20 protein-coding genes are annotated in these 22,486 nt (G+C 60.4%); all 20 read right to left on the bottom strand.

Features of this window, described 5'->3' with window-relative positions; genetic code table 11:
• Positions 1-8: 8 nt before the first annotated feature.
• The 20 genes from ispG to ACTQWD_RS01945 all read right to left on the bottom strand — a co-directional run bounded on the left by ispG (position 9) and on the right by ACTQWD_RS01945 (position 22,473).
• Positions 9-1,091 carry a flavodoxin-dependent (E)-4-hydroxy-3-methylbut-2-enyl-diphosphate synthase gene (gene ispG / locus ACTQWD_RS02040; protein WP_441559137.1) on the bottom strand — a complete coding sequence of 361 codons (1,083 nt, stop codon included), beginning with the start codon at positions 1,089-1,091 and terminating at the stop codon, positions 9-11.
• A 13-nt stretch (positions 1,092-1,104) separates the two neighbouring features.
• A complete protein-coding gene (locus tag ACTQWD_RS02035) occupies positions 1,105-2,466 on the bottom strand; it encodes a M50 family metallopeptidase (protein WP_441559136.1) in 1,362 nt (453 codons plus the stop codon).
• Positions 2,467-2,491: 25 nt separating this feature from the next.
• Positions 2,492-3,679, bottom strand: coding sequence for a 1-deoxy-D-xylulose-5-phosphate reductoisomerase (gene dxr / locus ACTQWD_RS02030; RefSeq protein ID WP_427793446.1), 1,188 nt, complete (start codon positions 3,677-3,679; stop codon positions 2,492-2,494).
• The gene (locus ACTQWD_RS02025; protein WP_441083439.1) at positions 3,679-4,578 is read right to left on the bottom strand and encodes a phosphatidate cytidylyltransferase; all 900 of its coding nucleotides are present in this window, start codon (positions 4,576-4,578) and stop codon (positions 3,679-3,681) included. The genes dxr and ACTQWD_RS02025 overlap by 1 nt, the downstream gene beginning before the upstream one ends.
• A 2-nt stretch (positions 4,579-4,580) precedes the next feature.
• Positions 4,581-5,375 carry an isoprenyl transferase gene (locus ACTQWD_RS02020; protein WP_441048376.1) on the bottom strand — a complete coding sequence of 265 codons (795 nt, stop codon included), beginning with the start codon at positions 5,373-5,375 and terminating at the stop codon, positions 4,581-4,583.
• 1 nt (position 5,376) lies between these two features.
• Positions 5,377-5,913, bottom strand: a complete 537-nt coding sequence (gene frr, locus ACTQWD_RS02015; protein WP_006236112.1) for a ribosome recycling factor — start codon at positions 5,911-5,913, stop codon at positions 5,377-5,379.
• 2 nt (positions 5,914-5,915) lie between these two features.
• Positions 5,916-6,638: a UMP kinase gene (gene pyrH, locus ACTQWD_RS02010; protein WP_427717558.1), complete on the bottom strand. Its 723-nt coding sequence runs from the start codon at positions 6,636-6,638 to the stop codon at positions 5,916-5,918.
• Positions 6,639-6,755: 117 nt separating this feature from the next.
• Positions 6,756-7,625 carry a translation elongation factor Ts gene (tsf, locus tag ACTQWD_RS02005; RefSeq protein WP_022094736.1) on the bottom strand — a complete coding sequence of 290 codons (870 nt, stop codon included), beginning with the start codon at positions 7,623-7,625 and terminating at the stop codon, positions 6,756-6,758.
• Between the two features lie 45 nt (positions 7,626-7,670).
• Positions 7,671-8,399 carry a 30S ribosomal protein S2 gene (gene rpsB, locus ACTQWD_RS02000; protein ID WP_055285135.1) on the bottom strand — a complete coding sequence of 243 codons (729 nt, stop codon included), beginning with the start codon at positions 8,397-8,399 and terminating at the stop codon, positions 7,671-7,673.
• 230 nt (positions 8,400-8,629) lie between these two features.
• Complete coding sequence (locus ACTQWD_RS01995; RefSeq protein ID WP_441535824.1) at positions 8,630-9,538, bottom strand: tyrosine recombinase; 909 nt, start codon at positions 9,536-9,538, stop codon at positions 8,630-8,632.
• Between the two features lie 8 nt (positions 9,539-9,546).
• Positions 9,547-10,884: a methylenetetrahydrofolate--tRNA-(uracil(54)-C(5))-methyltransferase (FADH(2)-oxidizing) TrmFO gene (trmFO, locus tag ACTQWD_RS01990; protein ID WP_441559135.1), complete on the bottom strand. Its 1,338-nt coding sequence runs from the start codon at positions 10,882-10,884 to the stop codon at positions 9,547-9,549.
• A gap of 14 nt (positions 10,885-10,898) precedes the next feature.
• Positions 10,899-11,831, bottom strand: coding sequence for a DNA-processing protein DprA (locus ACTQWD_RS01985; RefSeq protein WP_441559134.1), 933 nt, complete (start codon positions 11,829-11,831; stop codon positions 10,899-10,901).
• Positions 11,831-13,354: a YifB family Mg chelatase-like AAA ATPase gene (locus tag ACTQWD_RS01980; RefSeq protein ID WP_441559133.1), complete on the bottom strand. Its 1,524-nt coding sequence runs from the start codon at positions 13,352-13,354 to the stop codon at positions 11,831-11,833. Before ACTQWD_RS01980 ends, ACTQWD_RS01985 begins: the two co-directional genes overlap by 1 nt.
• Positions 13,354-13,839 carry a YraN family protein gene (locus ACTQWD_RS01975; protein WP_441559132.1) on the bottom strand — a complete coding sequence of 162 codons (486 nt, stop codon included), beginning with the start codon at positions 13,837-13,839 and terminating at the stop codon, positions 13,354-13,356. Before ACTQWD_RS01975 ends, ACTQWD_RS01980 begins: the two co-directional genes overlap by 1 nt.
• Before the next feature lie 188 nt (positions 13,840-14,027).
• Positions 14,028-14,816, bottom strand: coding sequence for a ribonuclease HII (locus tag ACTQWD_RS01970; protein ID WP_441063812.1), 789 nt, complete (start codon positions 14,814-14,816; stop codon positions 14,028-14,030).
• Positions 14,817-14,909: 93 nt separating this feature from the next.
• Positions 14,910-15,251, bottom strand: a complete 342-nt coding sequence (gene rplS, locus ACTQWD_RS01965) for a 50S ribosomal protein L19 (RefSeq protein ID WP_117583231.1) — start codon at positions 15,249-15,251, stop codon at positions 14,910-14,912.
• A 209-nt stretch (positions 15,252-15,460) separates the two neighbouring features.
• Positions 15,461-18,211: a pyruvate, phosphate dikinase gene (gene ppdK, locus ACTQWD_RS01960; protein WP_441559131.1), complete on the bottom strand. Its 2,751-nt coding sequence runs from the start codon at positions 18,209-18,211 to the stop codon at positions 15,461-15,463.
• 340 nt (positions 18,212-18,551) lie between these two features.
• The gene (locus tag ACTQWD_RS01955) at positions 18,552-19,427 is read right to left on the bottom strand and encodes a pyruvate, water dikinase regulatory protein (RefSeq protein ID WP_441559130.1); all 876 of its coding nucleotides are present in this window, start codon (positions 19,425-19,427) and stop codon (positions 18,552-18,554) included.
• Positions 19,428-19,461: 34 nt separating this feature from the next.
• Entirely contained in the window at positions 19,462-21,558 is a 2,097-nt protein-coding gene (gene glyS / locus ACTQWD_RS01950; RefSeq protein WP_441559129.1) for a glycine--tRNA ligase subunit beta, read from the bottom strand.
• Between the two features lie 3 nt (positions 21,559-21,561).
• Positions 21,562-22,473: a glycine--tRNA ligase subunit alpha gene (locus ACTQWD_RS01945; RefSeq protein WP_006236091.1), complete on the bottom strand. Its 912-nt coding sequence runs from the start codon at positions 22,471-22,473 to the stop codon at positions 21,562-21,564.
• Positions 22,474-22,486 lie beyond the last annotated feature (13 nt).

Here is a 22,486-nt window from a genome sequence, read left to right as displayed (position 1 = left end):
CGGGTCATTTATTTCTCCTCAATAAGCTTGTCGACCTCGGCCATAAGCGCGTCGACAATTTGGTCCTCCGCTACTTTACCAATGATCTGGCCGTGCGAAAAGAGCAGGCCCTGACCACGTCCGCAAGCAACGCCCAGGTCGGCATCAGAAGCCTCACCGGGGCCATTAACGGCGCATCCCATGACGGCAATCGAAAGCGGCGCGGCACAGTTCTTAAGCCGCTCGGTTACTTCCTCGGCGATTGCGATCAGGTTAACCTGACAGCGGGCGCACGTTGGGCACGAGACAATCTCGGGGCCGCGGCGACGCAGGCCCAGCGACTGCAAAATTCCCCAGGCGACCGGCGGTTCCTCAACCGGATCGGCCGTGAGCGAAACGCGCATGGTGTCACCGATTCCCTCGGACAGCAGGATGCCAAGGCCCACCGAGCTCTTGATGGTGCCCTGCAGCTTGGTACCCGCCTCGGTTACGCCCAGGTGGAGCGGAACGTGGGGAATCTCACGCGACAGGGCACGATAGGTGTCGAGCGTCGTTTGCACGCTATGGGCCTTGGCCGAAAGCACAATGTTCGTAAAGCCGCGGTCTTCGAAATGCTTGACGAAACGTTCGCTCGACATCACGAGCTTTTCGGGCTGCGTGAGGTCATCGCGCTCAGCGATATCCTGCTCAAGCGAACCAGCATTGACGCCGATGCGAATCGCACAGCCCGCGGCACCCGCAGCATCGATTACCGCGTCAACCTTGGCCCAATCGCCGATATTGCCGGGATTGATGCGCAGCTTGGCAGCACCGGCCTCAACGGCACCAATGGCGAGCTTATGGTTAAAGTGGATATCGGCAACGATCGGCACCGGAGACTCGGCACAGATGGTGCGGAAACCCTCAAGTGCGGCCTCGGTGGGCACGCTCACGCGCACGATATCGCAGCCAGCCTGCGCCAACGCGCACACTTGCGCAAGCGTTGCCTGGGCATCAGCGGTATCGATGCAGGTCATGGATTGGACCACCACCGGCGCGCCTCCACCGATCTGCACGCCGCCCACATGCACGGGGCGCGTCAACTCGCGAGGCAAAGGATGGGATAAAGACAATCCAAACACTCCCCTACAGAATAAATCGAAGGATGTCGGAACGAAGCATATAGACAAACAGCAGCGCAAAGAGCGCGATGCCCACATAGCTCACAATCGTCTGGACCTTGAGCGGAAGCTCGCGGCCCGCAATCTTTTGAATGATCTCGATGAGCAACTTGCCGCCATCGAGTGGCGGGATAGGCAGCAGGTTCATAAAGCCAAGCGAGAACGAAATGAGAGCGGCAAACGAAAGGAACGTGGCAGGGCCGGCTGCAGCAGCTTGTGAGGACATAACGCTAATACCCACGATCGAAGAGGACTGATCGAGAATCTCCATCGTATGCTGCGGCTGGAGCAGGCGCATCACGCCCTCCGCTGTCTGCACGACATAGGAGAACGACAGGCGAGCCGACGTGATGGGGTCTAAACGAACCACCTGCGTAGAGACATACACACCTAGGCGTTCGTCCTCTTTGAGCGCAACCGTGGTCGAATGCTTCTTGCCGTCACGCTCATACTCAATGGCGATATCGTCCTTACCAGCAGCCTTGCCAATGGCATCGTAAACGTCCATCCAGGTAGAGCACGATATTCCGTCGACCGAAAGAATCGCATCGCCATCCTCGATTCCCGCCGCGGAGGCAATCGAGCCTTCGTCAACCTGGCCGATCACATTGGTGTCCACCGGCACCGTGACACCCGCGATGGAATAGATGCTCATAAGGAGCAAAAAGCCCGTCAGGATATTGACGATAATGCCCGCAAGCAGCATAAAGGCTCGCTTGACAAAGACCTGACCCAAATAGGTGTGCGAGCGCTCGCGTGCAAGGAATTCGGCCTCGCCGCACGGCAGTTCCCATACATCGCCCTCGGCAGTCGCGTGCTCGCGATCGAACCGACGGCCGTCAAAGGTGGTATAACCCGCCGCATCACGCGGCAGGGTCTGGTACTTGGTGGGATAGTAACCAGGCGAAGGCTTTTCCCCTTCTTCATACCAAGGAGCTATGGAGCCCCAACCCAGCAGCAAAGCACAGGCCTCGAGCACATCCTCCTCGGACAGCTCAAGCTCGACGGCAAGATCGGCCACCGTCACACGGCCGTGGCGATAGATGGCGGCAAGCACGCGATCGGCATACGAGACATCGGTCGGATCCATGCCACAGATGGCAGCATACCCACCCAGCAACAGCGGGGTCACGCCAAACTTGGTGCCGATCCGACGAGACGTATGGTGAATATCAAAGCGACACGGCAGGCCCAAAAAGAACTCAGTCACCCGGACGCCGCAGGCACGCGCCGCCAAAAAGTGGCCGCCCTCGTGCAAAAACACGAGGACGGAAAGCATCAGCAGGCCCCAAAAGACCGATGAGAGAACGCTCAGAACAGTTTCCATAAAACGAAAAAGCAATCCTTATGGGTTAAGAACGGGTTGCGACGAGCACTTGCGCGGCCTTTTCACGCGCCCACGCATCGATACCGCGAAGCTGTTCAAACGAATCGACCGTCTGCGCATCATGCGCATCCATACAGGATTCCACAATGCGATCGATATCGGTAAAACTGCAGCCATCATGCAGGAAGGCATCGACGGCGACCTCGTTGGCGGCATTGAGCACGCACGGCATGGTGCCGCCCGTCTTGCCCGCACGCTCGGCCAGCGCCAGGCAGCGGAACGTATCCATGTCGGCCGCATCAAAGGTAAGCTGACCCAACTCGCGGAAATTGATGCGCGGAGCCGGAGTATCCCAGCGCTCGGGATACGAGAAGGCAAACTGGATGGGAATGCGCATGTCAGATGCCCCGAGATGCGCCATCACGGAGCCGTCGGCAAACTCGACCATCGAATGAATCTTTGACTGGCGCTGAACGACCACGTTGATAAAGTCGAGGTCGCAACCGAACAGGTGCATCGCCTCGATACGCTCCAGGCCCTTGTTCATGAGGGTAGCGGAGTCAATCGTGATCTTGGCACCCATAGCCCACGTAGGGTGCGCCAGGGCATCGGCGCGCGTCACACGGTCGAGTTCCTCGCGCGAACGGCCAAAGAACGGACCGCCCGAGCAGGTAAGCCAAATACAATGGGCCTCGCGCGGATTCTCACCCAGATAGCATTGGTAAATTGCAGAGTGCTCGGAATCGACCGGGATAAGCTGACCGGGCTGAGCCAACGGCATCAGCAGGTCACCGCCAACAACGAGCGACTCCTTATTGGCAAGGGCAAGGCGCTTATTCGAGGTCAAGGCCGCATGGCTCGCCTCGAGACCGGCGGCGCCCACAATAGCGACAAGCACACAGTCAACATCGTCGCGACGCGCGAGCTCGCAAACCGCTTGCGCACCTACGCCGAGCTCCGTTCCCTCGGGCAACTCCTGCAGCACGGCGTCATCGCCATGAGCGACATCGGCCACGGCAACCGCCGGAACCGAGAACTCGCGGGCAGCTGCAACGAGCTCGGAGGTGCTGGAATTAACGGAAAGCGCCGTCACCTGCAGACGATCGGCATGCTGACGGCAAACATCGAGCGCCTGAGTGCCGATAGAGCCCGTACAGCCCAGGATGGCAACACGAAGGCGTCCATCGGAGCCATACGTCGTCTGGAAGGACATTACAGCACGCCTCCGATCATCAGCATCAGCTGCGCGGTGATGCAGCCGAAGATAAGCGAATCGCTACGATCGAGCATGCCGCCGTGGCCCGGGATAAGGTTACCGGAATCCTTGACGCCCACACCGCGCTTGATGCGCGACTCGATAAGGTCGCCGATAACGCCCAGGATGGACACAACCACGCCACAAAGCAGCGCATAGGGCAAGCTCAGCTTATAGAGATGCGTCACCCACAAAATGAGCCAGATGAGAACCGAGCCCAAGATGCCACCAACAAAGCCCTCCCAGCTCTTGTTGGGAGAGATCTTGGGGACCATCTTGTGTTTACCGATACGACTGCCCACGATGTAGGCAAACGAATCGGAGACCCAAAGGGACGCGCAAACACCCACTGAAAGCAGGGCGCCGGCAAAACCGGGCACGGCATCGCGCAGCAGCACAATAGCCGACAGCATAAAGCCTGTGTAGATGGGACCCATGAGCGTCACGGCCACATCAGAGATGCGGGTACGCGGCGACCAAACATACCAAATGCCCACCGCGAGCATCAGTGCAAAAAGCAGGGCGTTCAGCAAAAGCGAATCGCCAAGCGCCGATAACGGAAAGAGCACGGCGGCAATAATGCCCAGGTGCTCGTTGGCGACCTTGCCATCGAGCCTCGTCATACGGAAAAACTCAAAGCAGCAAAGCCCGCTCATGACAGAGACAAAAATGGCGGTGGGCACGATACCCAAAACCAGGCACAGGATAAAGACGACGGCGTAGACGATACCGGCGGCGGCACGGGTAATAAAGCCCGCAAGCCACGAACCGGTGCCGCTCTTCGCTGCAGGCGCTCCCGCAGTGGCAGCTTTGCGCGCAGCCGTCTTGGGAGCGGATGCCTTGGGACGATCGGACACGATTAAGCCTCCTCGGTCTTGCTCAGTCCACCAAACCTACGGTCACGGCCCTGATAGGCCAAAATGGCGTCAACAAGGCCCCAACGATCAAAGTCAGGCCAATAGGTATCGGTGACATAGAACTCGGAATAAGCCACCTGCCACAGCAGATAGTTCGAAAGGCGAAGCTCACCAGAGGTGCGAATGACCAGCTCGGGATCGGGAAGACCGGCGGTGTACAGGTGCGAAGCAACCATATCATCGTCGATAGCAGCAGGGTCAATCTTGCCGGCGGCAGCATCGAGCGCAAGCTGACGGGCGGCACGGGTAATCTCGGCACGCGCGCCGTAGTTGACGGCAAGCGCCAGCGTCATACCGGTGTGATCAGCGCACTCGGCAAGACCGCATTCAAAAACGTCGCGGGTCTTCTTGGGCAGCGCGGAAATATCACCCAAAAAGACAACACGGACGTTTTCGCGCTTCAGAAGCGGCAGCTCATCGATAAACGTCTTGGCAAACAGATGCATCAAGACGTTGACCTCATGCTGCGGGCGGTTCCAATTTTCGGTTGAAAACGCATAGGCGGAAAGCACGTCGACGCCCAGACGCACGCAGGCGGTAATGACCTCACGAAGGGAGACGATACCCGCCTTGTGGCCCTCGGTACGGGCAAGACCTCGCGCCGTAGCCCAGCGACCGTTACCGTCCATGATGCAAGAGATATGGCGCGGAATGTTATTGAGGTCAAGGTCGGAAAAACCGACGCCCGCAGGGGCGTCGGCAAAGTACTCGACCAGTTTGTTCTCGTCGTATTGCACCTTAGATCTCCATGACCTCGGCTTCTTTTTCCTTCAGAAGCTCCTCGACCTTGGCGACATACTCGTCGGTATGCTTCTGCACCTTGGCCTGCTCACGGCGGACGTCGTCCTCGGTGAGCTCCTCATCGCGCTCGAGCTTGTTGTTAAAGTCGCGACGGATGTTACGGATAGACACCTTGGCCTGCTCGGCGTACTCGCGGCACTCCTTGACGAGCTCGCGACGGCGCTCCTCGGTGGGAGCCGGGAACGGAAGACGAACAACGGTGCCATCGGAGTTGGGGGTAATACCCAGATCGGAAGCGCCGATGGCCTTGACGATGGCGTTGATAAGCGCCTTATCCCACGGCTCGATGAGCAGCATGTGGGCCTCGGGGGTCTTTACGGCGGCAACCTGCGTGACCGGCGTGGGAACACCGTAATAATCGACGGTGATGTCGGACAGAATGTTAGCGTTGGCTCGGCCGGTACGGACCTTGGAGAAGTTGTGCTTGAGGGACTCGAGCGACTTGTCCATGTGGGCGGTGATGTTCTCTGCCATGCTTAATCCTCCTGATAGACGAGCGTGCCGACGGGCTCACCCGAAAGCGCGCGCTTGACGTTGTCCTCGCCATCGATGTTGAGGACCAAAATGGGCATACGGTTATCCTGGCACAGGGCCGTAGCCGTGGAATCCATAACCTGCAGGCCGCGGACGAGCACCTCGTGATAGGTGATCTTGTCAAAGCGGACGGCATCGGCGCACTTGACGGGATCTTTGTCGTAGATACCGTCGACCTTGGTGGCCTTAATCAGAATCTCCGCACCGATCTCGCAGGCACGAAGGGCCGCGGCGGTGTCAGTCGTAAAGTACGGATTGCCCGAGCCGGCTGCGAAGATAACGACATTGCCCTTGGACAGGTGATTGATGGCGCGACGACGAATATAGGGCTCGCAAATCTCGTTCATCTGGATGGCACTCATAACGCGGCAAGGAACATCGTTATGCTCGAAGGCATCCTGCAGGGCGAGCGCGTTCATAACGGTTGCAAGCATGCCCATGTAATCGGCCTGAGCACGCTCCATACCGCCGGCAGCTCCAGCCATGCCGCGGAAAATATTGCCGCCGCCGACAACGATGCCGACCTCATGGCCAACGGCGAGCAGCTCCTTGACCTGCTTGGCAAGATGGTCGGTAACCTTGGGGTCGATGCCATAGTGGCCATCGCCCATCAGTGCTTCGCCGGAAAGCTTCAAAAGCACGCGTTTATATCGGATGTCGGACAAAGCGATCCTCCTTTAATTAGACTCTCAATATGATATCAAAGGCTCTGCTTAGAGGCATGAAAAAGCAGGCTGTGAGTAAAACCCACAGCCTGCTCATTACCAGCTACAAGAGCTTATTTACTCGCCACGGACCAGACGGTCGAAGGCAACGACGGTAATGGTATCGCCGAGCTCCTTGGAGACCTGCTCAGCGTACTTCTTGATGGTGAGGGAGCTGTCCTTGATGAACTCCTGCTCGGTGAGCACGGACTGCTTGTAGAACTTCTCCAGGCGGCCAACAGCCATCTTCTCCTGGATGGCCTCGGGCTTGCCGGACTCGGCAGCCTGAGCCATGTAGATCTGCTTCTCATGCTCGACGGTCTCGGCCGGAACCTGATCGCGGGTAGCGCAGATCGGAGCGACAGCGGCAACCTGAAGGGCAACGTCGTGGGCAAAGGTCTTGAAGGACTCAGCCTGAGCGGTCTCAGCCTTCTCGAAAGCAAACTCGACGAGGACGCCGATCTTACCACCCATGTGGATGTAAGAAGCGAGAGCGCCGTTCTCGGCCTTGCGGGCGGCGAAGCGGGAGATCTTCATGTTCTCGCCCATGATGTGAATCATCTCGGTGAGCTCGGAGGAAACGGTCTCCTCGCCCATCGGCTTCTCGAGCAGAGCGTCGACATCGGCCGGCTCGGTGGTGGCGACAACCTCGGCGACCTTGGAAGCAAAGCCGGTGAACTTGGCGTTGGAGCCGACGAAGTCGGTCTCGCAGGAGAGCTCGAGCAGAGCGCCGGTCTTGCCATCCTCGGAGACGAACGCGGCGACAGCGCCCTCGTTGGTCTCGCGGCCAGCCTTCTTGGCAGCCTTAGCGAGGCCGTTCTTACGCAGAACGTCAACAGCGGCGTCCATGTCACCGTCAGCCTCGACGAGAGCCTTCTTGCACTCCATCATCGGGGAGTCGGTCATCTCGCGGAGCTGCTTGACCATAGCGGCGGTAATCTGGGCCATTGTGGTTCCTTTCAAAGAGATGAAAAAGACTTAAATAGGACTGATTTACTCGGCCTTGGGCTCAGCGGCCATCTCGGCCTCGGAGACCTGCTCCTTGCCGGAGCCAGCGAGGCAAGCGTCGGCCATGAGCTCGCACATAAGGGTGACAGCGGAGATGGCGTCATCGTTGCAGGGGATGCCGTACTCGACCTCGTCGGGATCGGAGTTGGTATCGATCAGAGCGACGACGGGGATGTTCAGGCGCTGGGCCTCCTTGATGGCGTTCTCCTCGCGCTTAGTGTCGATGACGAAGAGAGCCTGGGGCAGACCCTTCATGTCGCGGGCGCCACCGAGGTTGGTCTGGAGCTTAGCGAGCTCCTTACCCAGAACAGCCTGCTCCTTCTTGGGAAGAACAGCCATGCGGCCGTCCTCGACCATGGCCTCGAGCTCCTCCATGCGGTTGATGCGGGAGCGGATGGTGACGAAGTTGGTCAGCATGCCGCCGAGCCAACGCTGGTTGATGTAAGGCATGTTGGCGCGCTCAGCGGCGTTCTTGACGGCCTCCTGAGCCTGCTTCTTGGTGCCGACGAACAGCACGTTGCCACCCTTGGCAACGTTCTTGACGAAGGTGTAAGCCTGGTCGGCGTCAAGAATAGTCTGCTTGAGGTCGAGGATGTAGATGCCGTTGCGCTCACCGAAGATGAACGGCTTCATCTTGGGGTTCCAGCGACGGGTCTGGTGACCGAAGTGGCAGCCGGCCTCGAGCAGGGTGCGGATATTAATCTTGGTAGCCATGTTAAACCTCCTGTGGTTTGCCTCCGCGCGGGGTCATCCTCCAAAACCAACCCGGACATGTGCTACCAAAGCCCGGGCACCACGGTATGAAGTAGCCGCGCGTGCGTGATAAAAACCTGTTGCCGTGAAGCAACCCGATGAATGATAGCAGGATTACATCTTTCTGCCAACCCGAAATCAAAACCACACACACGGACGCGCGATCGATTGGATAGAACCCCTCTCCTGCCTTACTCGCCGCGCGGAAGGGCTTGGGTAACGGCGCGTTTGAGCCGATCGGGCGTGAGATGCGTATAAATCTGCGTGGTGGACAAGCTTGCATGCCCCAGCAACTCCTGGACAGAGCGCAAGTCCGCTCCGCCCTCGAGCAAATCGGTCGCAAAAGTATGGCGCATCGCATGCGGGGCGATATCGGAAGGAATGCCCGCAAGCGTCGCCAACATATGAAACCGTCGCCTAAGCATGGCGGCGCTCATACGGTTGCCGCGTGCCGAGATAAACAGCGGATGCACACCGTTCGTACCGTCGCCACGCTTTGCCTGAGCAAGAAGCTCCGGTCTTCCTTCCTCAATATAGCGGCGGGTCGCATCGAGAGCACGCCGATACAGGGGCACGATACGCTCCTTGCTCCCCTTACCCCAAAGCCGCAGCGTTCGCTCGGACCAAGCAATGGACTCAACATTGAGTGCCGCAAGCTCGGAGATGCGAGCCCCAGATGCATAGAGCAATTCGAGCATCGCCGCATCGCGCAGTCCCGCAGGCGTTGAAACGTCTGGCGCTGCAAGCAGTGCCTTAACCTGCTGGGTGGTCAGCACCCCGGGCAAATCGCGTGGAAGCTTGGGCGAGGCAATCGCAGAGACAGCGTCTCCATCGATAAGACCCTCGGCAGCCATCCATCGATAGAACGAACGAATGGCAGACAGGTGCGCCGCAATCGTCCTGGGCGCCACCTGCTCGCGCGACAGCTCCGCCAGATACATGCGAACGGTACGTACGTCCGCCGTGCGTGCATCGATATCCCCACGCTCGCACCAAGCGGCAAAACGCTCCAGACGAGAGCCGTAAGCGATAACAGTGTTAGAAGAAAGCCCCTCGACGCGTGCAATATAGGCTATGAACGAGTCGACGGCACCGTACAGGTCAAAGGCTATGGCCGGTCGCCCCCAAACAGGTCGGAGCGCGATTCCAGATAGGAATCCAGGGCCTTAAGGGCGCGATCCGCATAGGCCTGATAGCGATCACGTTTGCTGCGGCGCTTACCGTCCTCGAGGGGAGGCACCAGGCCAAAATTAACATGCATGGGCTGATATCCGACCGTAGCAGGATCGGTCGCATAGCCCACGAGCGCGCCGAGAGCGCCCACGCGCGGCAGCTCGACAGGAGCAACCTCGATAGCCTCGGCATAGGTATTGAGCGCAGCGAGGAGACCCGACGCGACCGCTTCCATGTAACCCTCCGTACCGGTAATCTGTCCGGCAAGGCGCACGCCCGTGCCGGGCACGGCGAAGGTCCCATCGAGCACATGGGGCGCATCGACAAAGGTATTGCGATGCATGACGCCATAGCGGAAAAACTCGGCATTCTCCAGACCGGGAACCATATGAAAAACGCGCTTCTGCTCGCCGAAGGTCAGGTTGGTCTGGAAACCAACCAGGTTATAGGCGGTCTTCTCCTTGTTCTCGGCGCGCAGCTGAATCGCCGCCCAGGGACGGCGACCGGTGCGCGGGTCGGTGAGCCCGACGGGCTTCATAGCGCCAAAGCGGATGGCATCCTTGCCCGTGCGCGCAACCTCCTCGGCAGGCTGACAGGCCTGGAAGAGGTCCCCGCCCTCAAAGTCCTTGAGCACCACGCGATCGGCCGTGGTAAGCGCCTCGATAAAGGCCTCGTACTCCTCCTTGTTGAGCGGGGCATTGAGATAGTCGCCACTCCCCTGCTCCTCGTAGCGCGACTGCGAAAACAGCACATCCATATCGAGCGTCGAGGCATCGACAATCGGGGCCGCGGCGTCAAAGAACGCCAGGGAATCACCACCGACGAGCTTCATGACCTCCCCGCTCAACGCCGGCGAGCACAAGGGACCCGCGGCGATAACCACATGGCCCTCGGGAATCTGGGTGACCTCGCCGTGAACGACCTCGATATTGGGACGGGCGGCAACCTCGGCCTCGACGAGCTCGGAGAATTTAACACGGTCGACCGCCAAGGCGCCACCAGCGGGAACGGCAGCGCGATGAGCGCAGTCGAGCAGCACCGAACCCATACGCTCGAGTTCGGCCTTCAACAGGCCGGCGGCGGAATCGGGTCGGGTCGACTTAAACGAATTGGAGCAGACGAGCTCCGCCAAGTGATCGGTATGGTGGGCAGGAGAGGTCACCAGCGGCCGCATCTCGCACAGCTTTACGGCAAACCCGCGATCTGCCAGCTGAATCGCGCATTCCGATCCCGCCAGACCGCCACCGATAACCGTCACTTGATCAAACAGCATCTGCAAACACCTTTCTAATTGACACGCTTTCCATTGTGACCGAAGGGCGTCTGAGCGTGAAGCGCAAACTTTGAGGGCGCATACCTTCCATCCATCATGCGCTCGATGAGTCCCTCGAGCTCGAGTGAGCCCAGGAGTTTGAGCACGCCGACGGCATCGAGGGAGACGAGCGCGGCAATGTCATCGACCTTGAGCGGCGAGGCAATGAGCGCGTGCATCACGGCCTGCTGCGTGGGGTCCAGATCGGCGATACCGGGCGCATCGGGACGCGAATAGCGCAGGGTGCCGTAAATTCGCGAGATGGCCATCTCAATAGACTCCTCGTCAACAATGCAGCAGGCCCCGTTGGCGATGAGGTAGTTGGTCCCACGCGACTCTGGTGACAAAATGGAGCCCGGTACCGCGAGCAGTTCGCGCCCCAGGTCCATGGCGGCCTCCGCTGTCGAGAACGTGCCCGAGGGCATGCCGGCCTCCGACACGAAGAGCGCCTGCGAAAGCGCGGCAATCACCCGGTTACGCCGCGGAAAGGCAAATTTGCGTGGCCCCATACCCCAAGGCGAGATGGACACGACCGCGCCGCCCGTATCGATCGTGCGCGCGATGAGCCCTGCACTCGAGCGCGGGTAAACCACGTCGGCGCCCGTACCCAACACCACGACGTGCCTGCCACCAGCGTTGACCGCGGCCCAACCCGAGGCCTGGTCGCAGCCGACCGCACCGCCCGAGACCACCGTCACGCCCGCCTCGACCGCAACTTTCGCGGCCAGCTCTGCCACGGAAAGGCCGTACGGCGAGGCCTTGCGAGCGCCGATGATGGAGAGCGAGGGCGTCGACAGTGCGGCGGGGTCGCCACGCACATAAAGCGTCTGGGGTACATCGGATAGCTCCAAAACGTTAGCTGGATACAACGCATCACCGGGATGCAGCTCAAAAGTCTCCTCGGGCATTACTGGTCCCTCCTCCCCTGGTACATCGCCGCCTCGAGCACGTGGTCTTGGGTTACCCGCTCACTTTCGGCAACATCGGCAATCGTGCGCGCGATACGCACCAAGCGCACGATGCCGCGCCCTGTGAGATGTGTGCGCCTCGACAGGCCGAGCACGCACTTTTCCGCTGCCCCATCGAGCGCAAAGGTCGAAACGACGCCGTCGATGGAACGTGACTCATCGTCCTCGGCCTCGGCATCTGCATCGTCCAAACGGGACTCACGCCAGGCACGAAATGCCCAACCCCGCACAACATAGTCACGTAGTTCAGCTGACGACATACCCTCGGCACCCTCGATAATTACCTGCGGGTCGGGTCGGGTCACGTCAATCATAAGGTCAATACGATCGGCCAAGGGACCACGTAGCTTAGACCGATAGCGCTCAACCATCGAAGCCGAGCAGCGGCACGGTACCTCGCGATCGCCCAAAAAGCCGCAGGGACAGGGATTGCTCGCGGCAAGCAGCTGGAACCGCGAGGGAAACGTGAAAGCCCCATCGACGCGTACGATCTTGACGTAGCCGCGCTCGATGGGCTGGCGAAGCGTCTGCAGCACGCTGTTGGGAAACTCGGCAAGCTCGTCTAAAAAGAGCACGCCGCCGTGCGCTAGGCTAATCTCGCCCGGGTGCACCGGCCGTCCGCCGCCAATAAGGCCCGCAGTCGAAATACTGTGGTGGGGGCTACGGAACGGTCGGTGTCCCGCCAGCAAACCATCGATGTTCTCGCCCAAGACCGAATGGATGCACAGCGCCTCTTGCTGATCCTCGAGAGAAAGCTCGGGCAAGATACCCGTCATGCGGCGTGCGAGCATGGTCTTGCCCGAACCCGGCGAGCCAATCATCAGCAGGCCGAGCTCCCCCGCCGCCGCGAGCGCAATGCCGCGCTTGGCAACCTCCTGCCCCAGCACATCGGCATAATCAAGTTCTGGCTCAAACGACGCCTCGACACCCTCGGAATCCAGATAATGCCGAGCCGCCTCGCCCATACCGCGGGCGAGCTGAGACAGATGGTCGATAAAGCCACAGTCCACACCGGCAAGCGGTACATGTTGATCCGACCTTCCCGCAATAAAGGACAGGCCCATATCACGCGCCAACAACTGAAACGCAACCTCGCCTTTTACGGGCAGCACGCTACCATCCAGCCCGAGCTCACCGGCAATAAGGCAATGGTCTAGATGGTCGCGGGGAATCTGCCCATCGGCCGCCAGTACCGCGATGGCAATCGGCAGGTCAAAACCACTGCCCGTTTTACGGATGTCGCCCGGAGCCAAGTTGACGGTAATGCCCGCTCGTGGAATCTCAAATCCCGCCGAGCGCATTGCGCAGCGTATGCGGCCACGCGACTCCATCACCTCCATACTTGGAATGCCAAGCATTTGGATACCCGGAATACCGCCGGCAAGCGAGACCTCGACCGTGACGGGAATCGCCTCGACGCCACGAATACATGCAGCGTGGACGGCAAAGGTGTCAAACGCCATCACGATACCTGCCAATCGAATGCGTTGTATTGATGCTCAATCTCCGCAATATGACCGCCGCAGATAGTAACGCCCACCGCGTCGAAGCGAATCGCCTTAAGGGGATAGTGATCCATAAGGTAACAACTCGCGATACGGCGGTAGCGACGCTGCTTCTGGGCGTCCACCGCCTCCTCGGGAAAGACCCGCGTGTTGCAATCTAGGGCGACGCGCCTTGTCTTGATCTCAGCCATCACCACGACATCATCAAGTTCATCAAGCAGTACCAGATCGGCCTCGCCCTCGGGACACCGGTAGCCCTGTTCCAAGAGGGCATAACCGCGCTCGCGAAAGTAATCGATTGCAATAAGCTCGCCCAGCATGCCCAGTTCTCGAGGACTGAGGCCCTTAATGAACCCAGGCGTAATCGACGCGCAATCAATCTCCCCGCTCTCCCAAAGCTCTTTGAGCTGTTGCGTCTTGCTCTTTGCACTTGCGGCGCACATGGGGTCTCCTTTCCCGCGCACGATATTGACCCGATCATGGGGCCGCCTTTCTTGCGGGTAAGTACCAAAAGAAAACCAAAGTCCAACCAAAAACAAACAAAAAAGGGACCGCATGCAACAATTGCGTTGCATGCGGTCCCCACCAGCTGGTTTATAAAATCCCAGAAGTCCCTGTCTCCATATTTGCCTTAAAAAAGACGCTCCGTCTGCAAAAAATTTCCGCAGAAGCTCACACGATGCAACGGAGAAAGGCCATGTTTACGAATAGCCTCAATGTGCTCGGGACTCGCGTAGCCCTTCGACTCGGCAAAATGATATTCGGGATACTCGGCGTCGTACTCGACCATCATCTCGTCACGCGTGACCTTGGCCATAATGGAAGCAGCGGCGATGCAGGCGATTTTGGCATCTCCCTTGACCACATCGCGCTCGTTAGGGACGGCGCCCAGAGGGTTGCCGTCCATAAGCACGCAATCGGGCTCGAGCCCCGTATCGGCCACCGCACCCGCGACGGCAGTGCGGATGGCACGGGCCATGCCCATCTCATCGATGTCCGCAGGCGCGATATGGCAAAAACCAATGGCCGTAGCCACCTCGGCAATCTGCACCGAGAGCAGCTCACGACGGGCAGGCGTGAGCTTTTTGGAATCGTTAATGCCCCAAACGCGCGGCTCCATGGGAAGGCAGACAGCGCAGACCGTCAACGGGCCGGCGACAGAGCCGCGCCCCACCTCGTCAACACCAACGACCACGCCATCGCCGCCGAGCTCATGCATCAGCTCGTACATGCCGTTGACGCGCTCGCGCTCGGAAAGTTCCTTGGCATGGCGCTTAAGTGCGCGTTCGCAAGCCTTGATCACCTGCTGGCGCGGATCCTCGCGATAGTGCTCCACGAGGGCGGGAATCTCCTCGAACGTGGCACTCGCCAGCTCGCCGGCAACCTGCGATGCCGAAATCGAGCTCGTCATATTGGCCATACCAGGCCCTCCTTGCATGGAAATCAGATAAAAAGAAGGGCCACCCGAAGGTGACCCTTGTGTCCAAACGAGTGGACAGACGCTGCGATCTTCTTAGCGCTTCTCGGGGATGCGAGCAGCCTTGCCCACCTTGTCGCGGAGGTAGTACAGCTTGGCGCGACGGACGCGACCATGACGGACGACCTCGAGCTTGGCGATCTTGGGGCTGTGAAGCGGGAAGGTACGCTCAACACCGACACCGAAGGAAATCTTGCGGACGGTGAAGGTCTCACGGGCACCGGCGCCGGCCATGCGGATAACGTCACCCTGGAAAACCTGGATGCGCTCGCGGTCGCCTTCCTTAATGCGGTAGTGAACCTTGACGTTGTCGGCAACGCGGACCTGCGGGATGTCCTCGCGGATCTGCTGACGCTCGATTGCGCGGATGTAATCCATGTGCAATTCCTTACTCTTCTAGAGGTGCCGTACCACCTTGGCCGGCACGTAGTTGAACAAACGTATTCGAGTATACACGCGCGGGTTTCTGCTGCAAGAACAATTTTTTTCGCAGACAAAAAGACAAAACCCGCACATGATAACCGCCCGCCTCACAAATGAGACGGGCGGCATGAAGGGGGCTACGCTAGGGGTCTATACACTAAACGCTAGGCGGAACGCTTGGCATCGAGCTTGGCCTGGGCGGCAGCCAGTCGTGCGAGGGGCACGCGATAGGGCGAGCAGGACACGTAGTCCACATCGGCCACGTTGAACAGGCCCTTGATGGACTTGGGGTCGCCGCCGTGCTCGCCGCACACGCCAAAGTGCATGTCGGGGTTGGCGGCGCGACCCTTCTCGACTGCCATACGCACCAGCTCGAGCACCGCCGCGTCGATGGTCTCGAAGGGATTATCCTTCAGGATCTTCTTGTGCATGTACAGCGGGATGAACTTGGCCTCGGCGTCGTCGCGCGAGAAGCCGAAGGTTGTCTGGGTGAGGTCGTTGGTGCCAAAGCAGAAGAAGTCGGCATGGTGGGCGATCTCGTCGGCGACCATGCAGGCGCGCGGCAGCTCGAGCATCGTGCCCACGGGAATATTGAGCTCGACGCCCTCCTCGGCGGATACCTCGGCGATCACGCGCTCGATGACCTCGCGGGTCTGGACATGCTCGGCTGTGATGGAAACGAGCGGGACCATGATCTCGGGGCGCGGGTCAACGCCCTCCTTGATAAGGCGGGCAGCAGCCGTGGCGACGGCGCGAACCTGCATGAGCGGCAGATCGCCAAAGACAACGGACAGGCGCACACCGCGCAAGCCGAGCATCGGGTTGGACTCAACCATGCCGTCGATTCGACGCAGGCGGGCACGCAGGGTGGCAAGCTCTTCCTCGCCGGCGCCGGCGGCTTCCTTCTTGGTGATGGCGACCTCGAGCTCGCGAGGATTATCCAGGAACTCATGCAGCGGCGGATCGAGCAGGCGAACGACCACATCGCGACCGGACATGGTCTTAAACATCGCCAGAAAGTCCTCGGTCTGAACCTTGAGCAGGTCGGCCAGGGCCTGCTGCTTCACGGCCTCGTCGTCGGACAGGATAAAGCTCTGGATAATGTTCTTGCGATCGCCCAGGAACATGTGCTCGGTGCGGCACAGGCCGATGGCCTCGGCGCCAAACTCGAGTGCGAGCGCGGCATCCTCGGGGTTGTCGGCGTTGACGCGCACGTGGTTGGCGTGACCGTCGGTCTCGTCCAGGCGAATCTCGTCTGCCCAGGACAGAATGGTGTCCAGATCGCCGGTGAGCTCGGCGGAGACCAGATCGACGGCGCCATCGACGACAATGCCCTGAGTGCCGTCGATGGAGATGATGTCGCCCTCGTGAAGCACGCGGTCGCTGCCCTCGATGCGCACGACCTTCTCGGCGGCGTCAATATGGAAGCGCTCAACGCCGCAGACGCAGGGCGTACCCATACCGCGGGCGATAACGGCGGCATGGCTCGTCTTGCCGCCGTGGCTGGTAAGGATGCCCTCGGCAGCGACCATGCCCTTCAAGTCATCGGGGTTGGTCTCCCAGCGAACCAGAATGACCTTGTGGCCCTCGTTGGCGCGCGCGACGGCATCGTCGCTCGAGAACACGACCTCGCCTACGGCGGCGCCGGGGCTGGCGTTAAGGCCACAGGCCAGGGCCTCGTACTTCTTGGAGGAGTCGAACTGCGGATGCAGAAGCTGGTCGAGCTGCGCCGGATCGATGCGACTCACGGCCTCCTCGCGGGTGATGAGGCCCTCCTCGACCATCTCGATAGCGATACGCAGCGCGGCGGTAGCGGTGCGCTTGCCCACGCGGGTCTGAAGCATCCAAAGTTTACCCTGCTCGATGGTGAATTCGATATCGCACATATCGCGGTAATGATCCTCGAGCGTCAGGAAAACGCGCTCGAGCTCCTCACCAGCGGACTCGAGGCCCGGGGTGGTCTTGAGGTCGGCGATGGGCTCAGTGTTGCGGATGCCGGCGACGACGTCCTCACCCTGGGCGTTAACCAAAAAGTCACCGTAGAACTCCTTGGTGCCATCGGCCGGATTGCGCGTAAAGGCGACGCCGGTCGCAGAGGTCTCGCCTTTGTTGCCAAAAGCCATGGCCTGGACGTTGACGGCGGTACCGAGCTCGTCGGAAATGCCATGCTGTTTGCGGTAGATGCAGGCGCGCTCGTTCATCCAGCTGCCAAAGACGGCCTGGATGGCAAGGCGCAGCTGGAGCTCCGGATCGTGCGGGAAGACGGGCTTGCCGTCGACAACCTCGAGCTCGGGATACAGGGCAGCCTCGACGTTCTCGGAGAAGATGCCCTTGAAGGTCTCGACGAGCTCCTGCAGGTCCTCGGCCGAAAGCTCGGAATCGACGCGAACGCCGGCGACCAAGCGAGCCTGGGTCAGGGCGTTCTCAAACAAGTCGGCATCGACACCCATAACGACGTTGGAGAACATCTGGATAAAGCGGCGGTAGCTATCCCAGGCAAAACGCGGGTTTTGCGTCTGGGCAATGAGGCCCAGAACGGAGTCGTCGTTAAGGCCCAAGTTGAGGACCGTGTCCATCATGCCGGGCATGGAGAACGGAGCACCCGAGCGAACCGACACGAGCAGCGGGTCGGATGCGTCACCAAGCTTCTTGCCGCAGCGGGCCTCGAGATCGGCCTCGGCGGCAACGATCTCATCGAGTGCGCCTTCGGGCCACACGTTGCCGGCACCGGAGTACTCGACACAGGTTTGGCAGGTAATGGTAAAGCCACCGGGAACCGGCAGGCCGATGCGGCTCATCTCGGCAAGATTTGCACCCTTGCCGCCAAGCACGAAGTTCATGGACTTGTCGCCCTCAGTGACACAGGTGCCCTGGGCGTCGGTTCCAAAACGGTAAACCCTCTTGCAATCGCTCACGATACTCCCCTTCCATGCGCTGTCGCGCACGACCGTGGTAACGAATCGACCCGCCGGATGCGAGCCGTGAGGGTACTATACGGCGGGTATTGGAAGTGCTTGCGTAGAGGGTGCGAGGTTTGGTAAACGTGGTAAAACTGACGGTAAACGGTAGATAAAGGTGGTTACCTTATGAAGATACCAGTGTAGGAGACTTGCAGGTTAACTGAAAGAACTTTGCTAAATCGCTTTACCATAAGTAGCTAATTTGGGACGGGGCTTTTTAGCTACCCCGTCGGCAATCGGCCAAAAAGCTCGCGGCCTCAGCCGGGGTAGCTAAAAAAGCCCCGTCCCAAATTAGCTACTTTTGTTGGGCTCGGCGAGCGGCACGACGGGCTCGAGCTTCTTGGATTTCCTCCAAATGACCGATGATCTCGGATGCACTCTCCTCAATCGCCTTACCGTCGGTACGCACCACAAAGCAGCCTAGGCGCTTCATGAGGGCACGGGCTTCCTCAAGCTCGCTGCGCACACTCTCGGGCTCGGCATAGGAGCCGGCGACGGCGCGGGCGTAGTCATCGCCCAAGCGGCTGTCGCGAATCTCAGAAATAACGTCAACGGTCGAAATCAGGCCGAACAGGCGCATCGGGTCGACCTCGTAAATCGACTTCGGCGGCTCCATGCCGTGCGCCAGCGGAACGTTTGCGACCTTGTAACCCTGATAGGCCAAATACATCGACAGCGGCGTTTTGGACGTACGCGACACGCCCAGCAACACGATATCGGCCCCCGAAAGGTCATCGCAACCGCGCCCGTCATCGTGCTCAACGAAATACTCCATAGCCTCAATGCGGTGGAAATAGCGGTCATCCGTTTTGTGAATAACGCCCGCAACGCCCTTGGGCGGCACACCGATGAGCGACGAGAGCACGGCAAGGGTCGGACCGATCAGGTCGACAGAGCGAATATGCAGCATACCCAGGTAATCGAGCACGCGGGCGCGAAGCGCCGGATCGACGATAGTGTGGAACACGGCGATATCACGATGGTCCGCATCGACGCGCGGGCCCACAAAGGACTTGACCTGCTCCACCGAGTTCACTTTGGGCAAGCGCAAGAGACGAAAAGCCCCTTCATCAAATTGCCCGGACGCCGCAAGCACCACCTCACAAGCGGTATCACCGAGCGAGTCGGAGATAACGATAACGGTGGGACGAGCAGTGACCAGGCAATCCATGCGGGGCTCCTTTTGCGCTTATGCGCAGGCTGGCTTACTTTTTGCGGGCAAGCTCACCGATGTTGGCGATGCCAGAGAAAACGGCCTCGAAGCGGTTGAGCAGCTTAAGGCGATTATCGCGGAGCTGCTCGTCCTTGTCCATGACCATAACCTCGTCGAAGAAGCGGTCGATGGGGGCACGCAGGGCGGCAAGGGCGGCAAATGCGGCCGGGTAATCCTCGGCAGCAAGGGCGCCATCGACAGCGATCTGAGCAGCCTCGGAGGCATCGGCGAGCGCGAGCTCGGCCTCACCCATCAGACTGCGATCGTACTCCATACCCAGCTCGGGCTTGGAGATGTGCGCGGCGCGGGCATAGGCAGTAGCCAGGTTGTCGAAGGTCTCGGCATCGTTCTTACGAGCCTCGTCGAGCGCGGCGCAGCGGGCGAAGAAGACGGACGGAGCGATGATGTGCACCGCGGAGACGGCGGCGACGGTATCCGCCGGAATCTTCTCGTCGCGGGCCATGCTCACCAGACGGCCGTGGAAGAAGTCACGGACCTGCTGGGCGACCTCGGCGGCGTCGAACTCGATGCCCTGCTCGCTATAGAGCTCAAGGGCAAAGTCGATGAGCGTCGTGGGGTCGATCGGCAGACGATCGCGCAGGATGTTGATAATGCCGATAGCGGCGCGACGCAGCGCGTACGGGTCGGAAGAGCCGGTCGGGGGCTCACCGATGGCAAAGATACCGGCAATGGTATCGAGCTTGTCGGCACAGGCCACGATGCAGCCAGCGGTGCCCTCGGGCAGCTCATCGCCGGCAAAGCGGGGACGATAGTGATCGCGAATGGCGTGGGCGACCTCGTCGTTCTCCCCCATCGCAGTTGCGTAATAGCCACCCATCACGCCCTGCTGGCTCGTAAACTCGACGACGGCGTTGGAAACCAGGTCGGCCTTGCACAGGTGCGCGGCGCGAGCGGCATCGGCAGCGAGGTGGGCGCCCAGATGGGCCTCGCGGGCAATAGCGAGCGCGAGCTGCTCAATGCGCTCGGACTTGGCGAGCACGCTGCCGAGCTTCTCCTGGAAGGCAACCTTGGCCAGACGCTCACGGAACTCGTCGAGGGAGATCTTCAGGTCCTCCTCGTAGAAGAACTTGGCATCGTCCAGACGGGCGCGCACGACGCGCTCGTTGCCGTCGATCACACGATCGGCATTCTCGGGCTTGCTGTTGGAGACGACCACGAACTCACGCGTGAGCTTGCCCTCGCCGTCATAGATCGGGAAGTAGCGCTGGTTGGTGAGCATGGACTCGCAGATGATCTCGTGCGGGACCTTGAGGAACTCCTCGTCGAAGGTACCGACGAGCACCGTCGGCCACTCGCAGAGGTTAATGACCTCCTCGAAGACCTTCTTGGGCGTATCGACATGGCAGCCAGGGCGAGCGGCCTCGACCTCGGCAATACCGGCAAGGATGGCCTCACGACGACGCTCGGCAGAGAGCACGCCGGCGTCCTCGAGCACCTGCTCGTAGACGGCGGGGCTGGCGACCACATGGTCACCGGCGCCCAGCACGCGATGTCCGCGCGTGGTATTGCCGCTCGTCACATCGGCAAACGTCACGGGCACAACGTCCTCGCCCAGAAGGCAGCAGATCCAACGGACCGGACGCACAAACGTAGCGTGCTCGTGGCCCCAGCGCTGGCTGCGGTAGTTGGGCCACTGCAGGCCTGCGATCGTCTTCTCGCACAGGGCCGTCAGAATAGGGGTAGCCGGTGCGGAGGGAATGTTCTTCTCGGCGAACACGTACTCGCGGCCGTCGGTATCCTCACGACGGATCAGGTCCTCGGCAGCCACACCGCACTTGCGGGCGAAGCCCTGAGCGGCCTTGGTGGCGTTGCCGTCGGCATCGAAGGCAATGTTTGCCGCAGGGCCGCGCTTGACCTCGTGGACCTCATCGGTCGCGGTGGCGACGTTGGTCACGAGCGCAGCCAGACGACGCGGGCTCGAAATCACGCGGACCTCGCCATGGGCCAGGCCGGCCTCGTCGAGGCCCTTGGCGATCATATCGCCAAGCTGCTTGACGGCATTGTTCAGCGGTGCGGAGGGCATTTCCTCCGTACCGATCTCAAACAGGAAATCCTTAGCGTCTGCCATGGCTTACGCCACCTCGCCTTCCTGGTCGGCATTCTCGTTAACTCCGGCGACCTCGGCCATATAGGCCTCGCAGCACGCCTTGGCGACGGCGCGGACGCGCAGGATGTAGTTGGCGCGCTCGACTGCGGACAGGGCGCCGCGGGCATCGAGCAGGTTGAAGGCATGGCTGCACTTCATGACGCAGTCGTATGCGGGCAGCGGCAGCTTGCGCTCCAGACAGGAGTGGCACTCGGCCTCGTAGTCGTCAAACTTCTGACGCATCATCTCGACGTTAGCGACCTCAAAATTGTAGGCGCTAAACTCGCGCTCGTTCTCCAGGAACACGTCACCGTAGGTCATGGGCGTGCCGTCGGGCAAATAGCTCCAAACCAGGTCATAGACGGAGTTGACGCCCTGGGCGTACATGGCGATGCGCTCCAGGCCATAGGTGATCTCGACGGGCACGGGGTCGACCTCGATGCCGCCCACCTGCTGGAAGTACGTAAACTGCGTGACCTCCATGCCATTGAGCCAGACCTCCCAGCCAAGGCCCCAGGCGCCGAGCGTCGGGCTCTCCCAGTCGTCCTCGACAAAACGAACGTCATGGTCGTTGGGGTCCAGGCCAATGGCGGCAAGAGACCCCAGGTAAAGCTCCTGGGCGTTGACCGGCGAGGGCTTGATGAGCACCTGGAACTGATAGTAGTGCTGCATGCGGTTGGGGTTCTCGCCGTAGCGGCCGTCGGCGGGACGGCGGCAGGGCTGCGCATAGCAGGTGCGCCACTCGGCAGGACCGAGCGAGCGCAGCGTGGTCGCGGTATGGAAGGTACCGGCACCGACCTCGGAGTCATAGGGCTGCATAATGACGCAGCCCTGCTCGCCCCAGTACTGCTGGAGGCGCAGGATGATGTCTTGGAAGGAAAGCGATGAAGCGTTCATGCCTCTAATATCC

Source organism: Collinsella sp. LCP19S3_B6 (assembly GCF_052121815.1).
GTDB lineage: Bacteria > Actinomycetota > Coriobacteriia > Coriobacteriales > Coriobacteriaceae > Collinsella.
Note: the sequence above shows the minus strand (reverse complement) of the source record. Positions and strands in the feature narration are given on the sequence as shown.

Excerpts from the sequence above, each read along its gene's own strand:
- frr (WP_006236112.1), bottom strand. The coding sequence starts at position 5,913 with ATGGCAGAGAACATCACCGCCCACATGGACAAGTCGCTCGAGTCCCTC.
- rplS (WP_117583231.1), bottom strand. The coding sequence starts at position 15,251 with ATGGATTACATCCGCGCAATCGAGCGTCAGCAGATCCGCGAGGACATC.
- ACTQWD_RS01975 (WP_441559132.1), bottom strand. The coding sequence starts at position 13,839 with ATGTGCGCCGCAAGTGCAAAGAGCAAGACGCAACAGCTCAAAGAGCTT.
- tsf (WP_022094736.1), bottom strand. The coding sequence starts at position 7,625 with ATGGCCCAGATTACCGCCGCTATGGTCAAGCAGCTCCGCGAGATGACC.
- ACTQWD_RS01955 (WP_441559130.1), bottom strand. The coding sequence starts at position 19,427 with ATGGATTGCCTGGTCACTGCTCGTCCCACCGTTATCGTTATCTCCGAC.
- rpsB (WP_055285135.1), bottom strand. The coding sequence starts at position 8,399 with ATGGCTACCAAGATTAATATCCGCACCCTGCTCGAGGCCGGCTGCCAC.
- trmFO (WP_441559135.1), bottom strand. The coding sequence starts at position 10,884 with ATGCTGTTTGATCAAGTGACGGTTATCGGTGGCGGTCTGGCGGGATCG.
- ACTQWD_RS01985 (WP_441559134.1), bottom strand. The coding sequence starts at position 11,831 with ATGCCCGAGGAGACTTTTGAGCTGCATCCCGGTGATGCGTTGTATCCA.
- ACTQWD_RS02035 (WP_441559136.1), bottom strand. The coding sequence starts at position 2,466 with ATGGAAACTGTTCTGAGCGTTCTCTCATCGGTCTTTTGGGGCCTGCTG.
- glyS (WP_441559129.1), bottom strand. The coding sequence starts at position 21,558 with ATGGCAGACGCTAAGGATTTCCTGTTTGAGATCGGTACGGAGGAAATG.
- ACTQWD_RS01970 (WP_441063812.1), bottom strand. The coding sequence starts at position 14,816 with ATGGCCAATATGACGAGCTCGATTTCGGCATCGCAGGTTGCCGGCGAG.
- ACTQWD_RS01980 (WP_441559133.1), bottom strand. The coding sequence starts at position 13,354 with ATGGCGTTTGACACCTTTGCCGTCCACGCTGCATGTATTCGTGGCGTC.
- ACTQWD_RS01945 (WP_006236091.1), bottom strand. The coding sequence starts at position 22,473 with ATGAACGCTTCATCGCTTTCCTTCCAAGACATCATCCTGCGCCTCCAG.
- dxr (WP_427793446.1), bottom strand. The coding sequence starts at position 3,679 with ATGTCCTTCCAGACGACGTATGGCTCCGATGGACGCCTTCGTGTTGCC.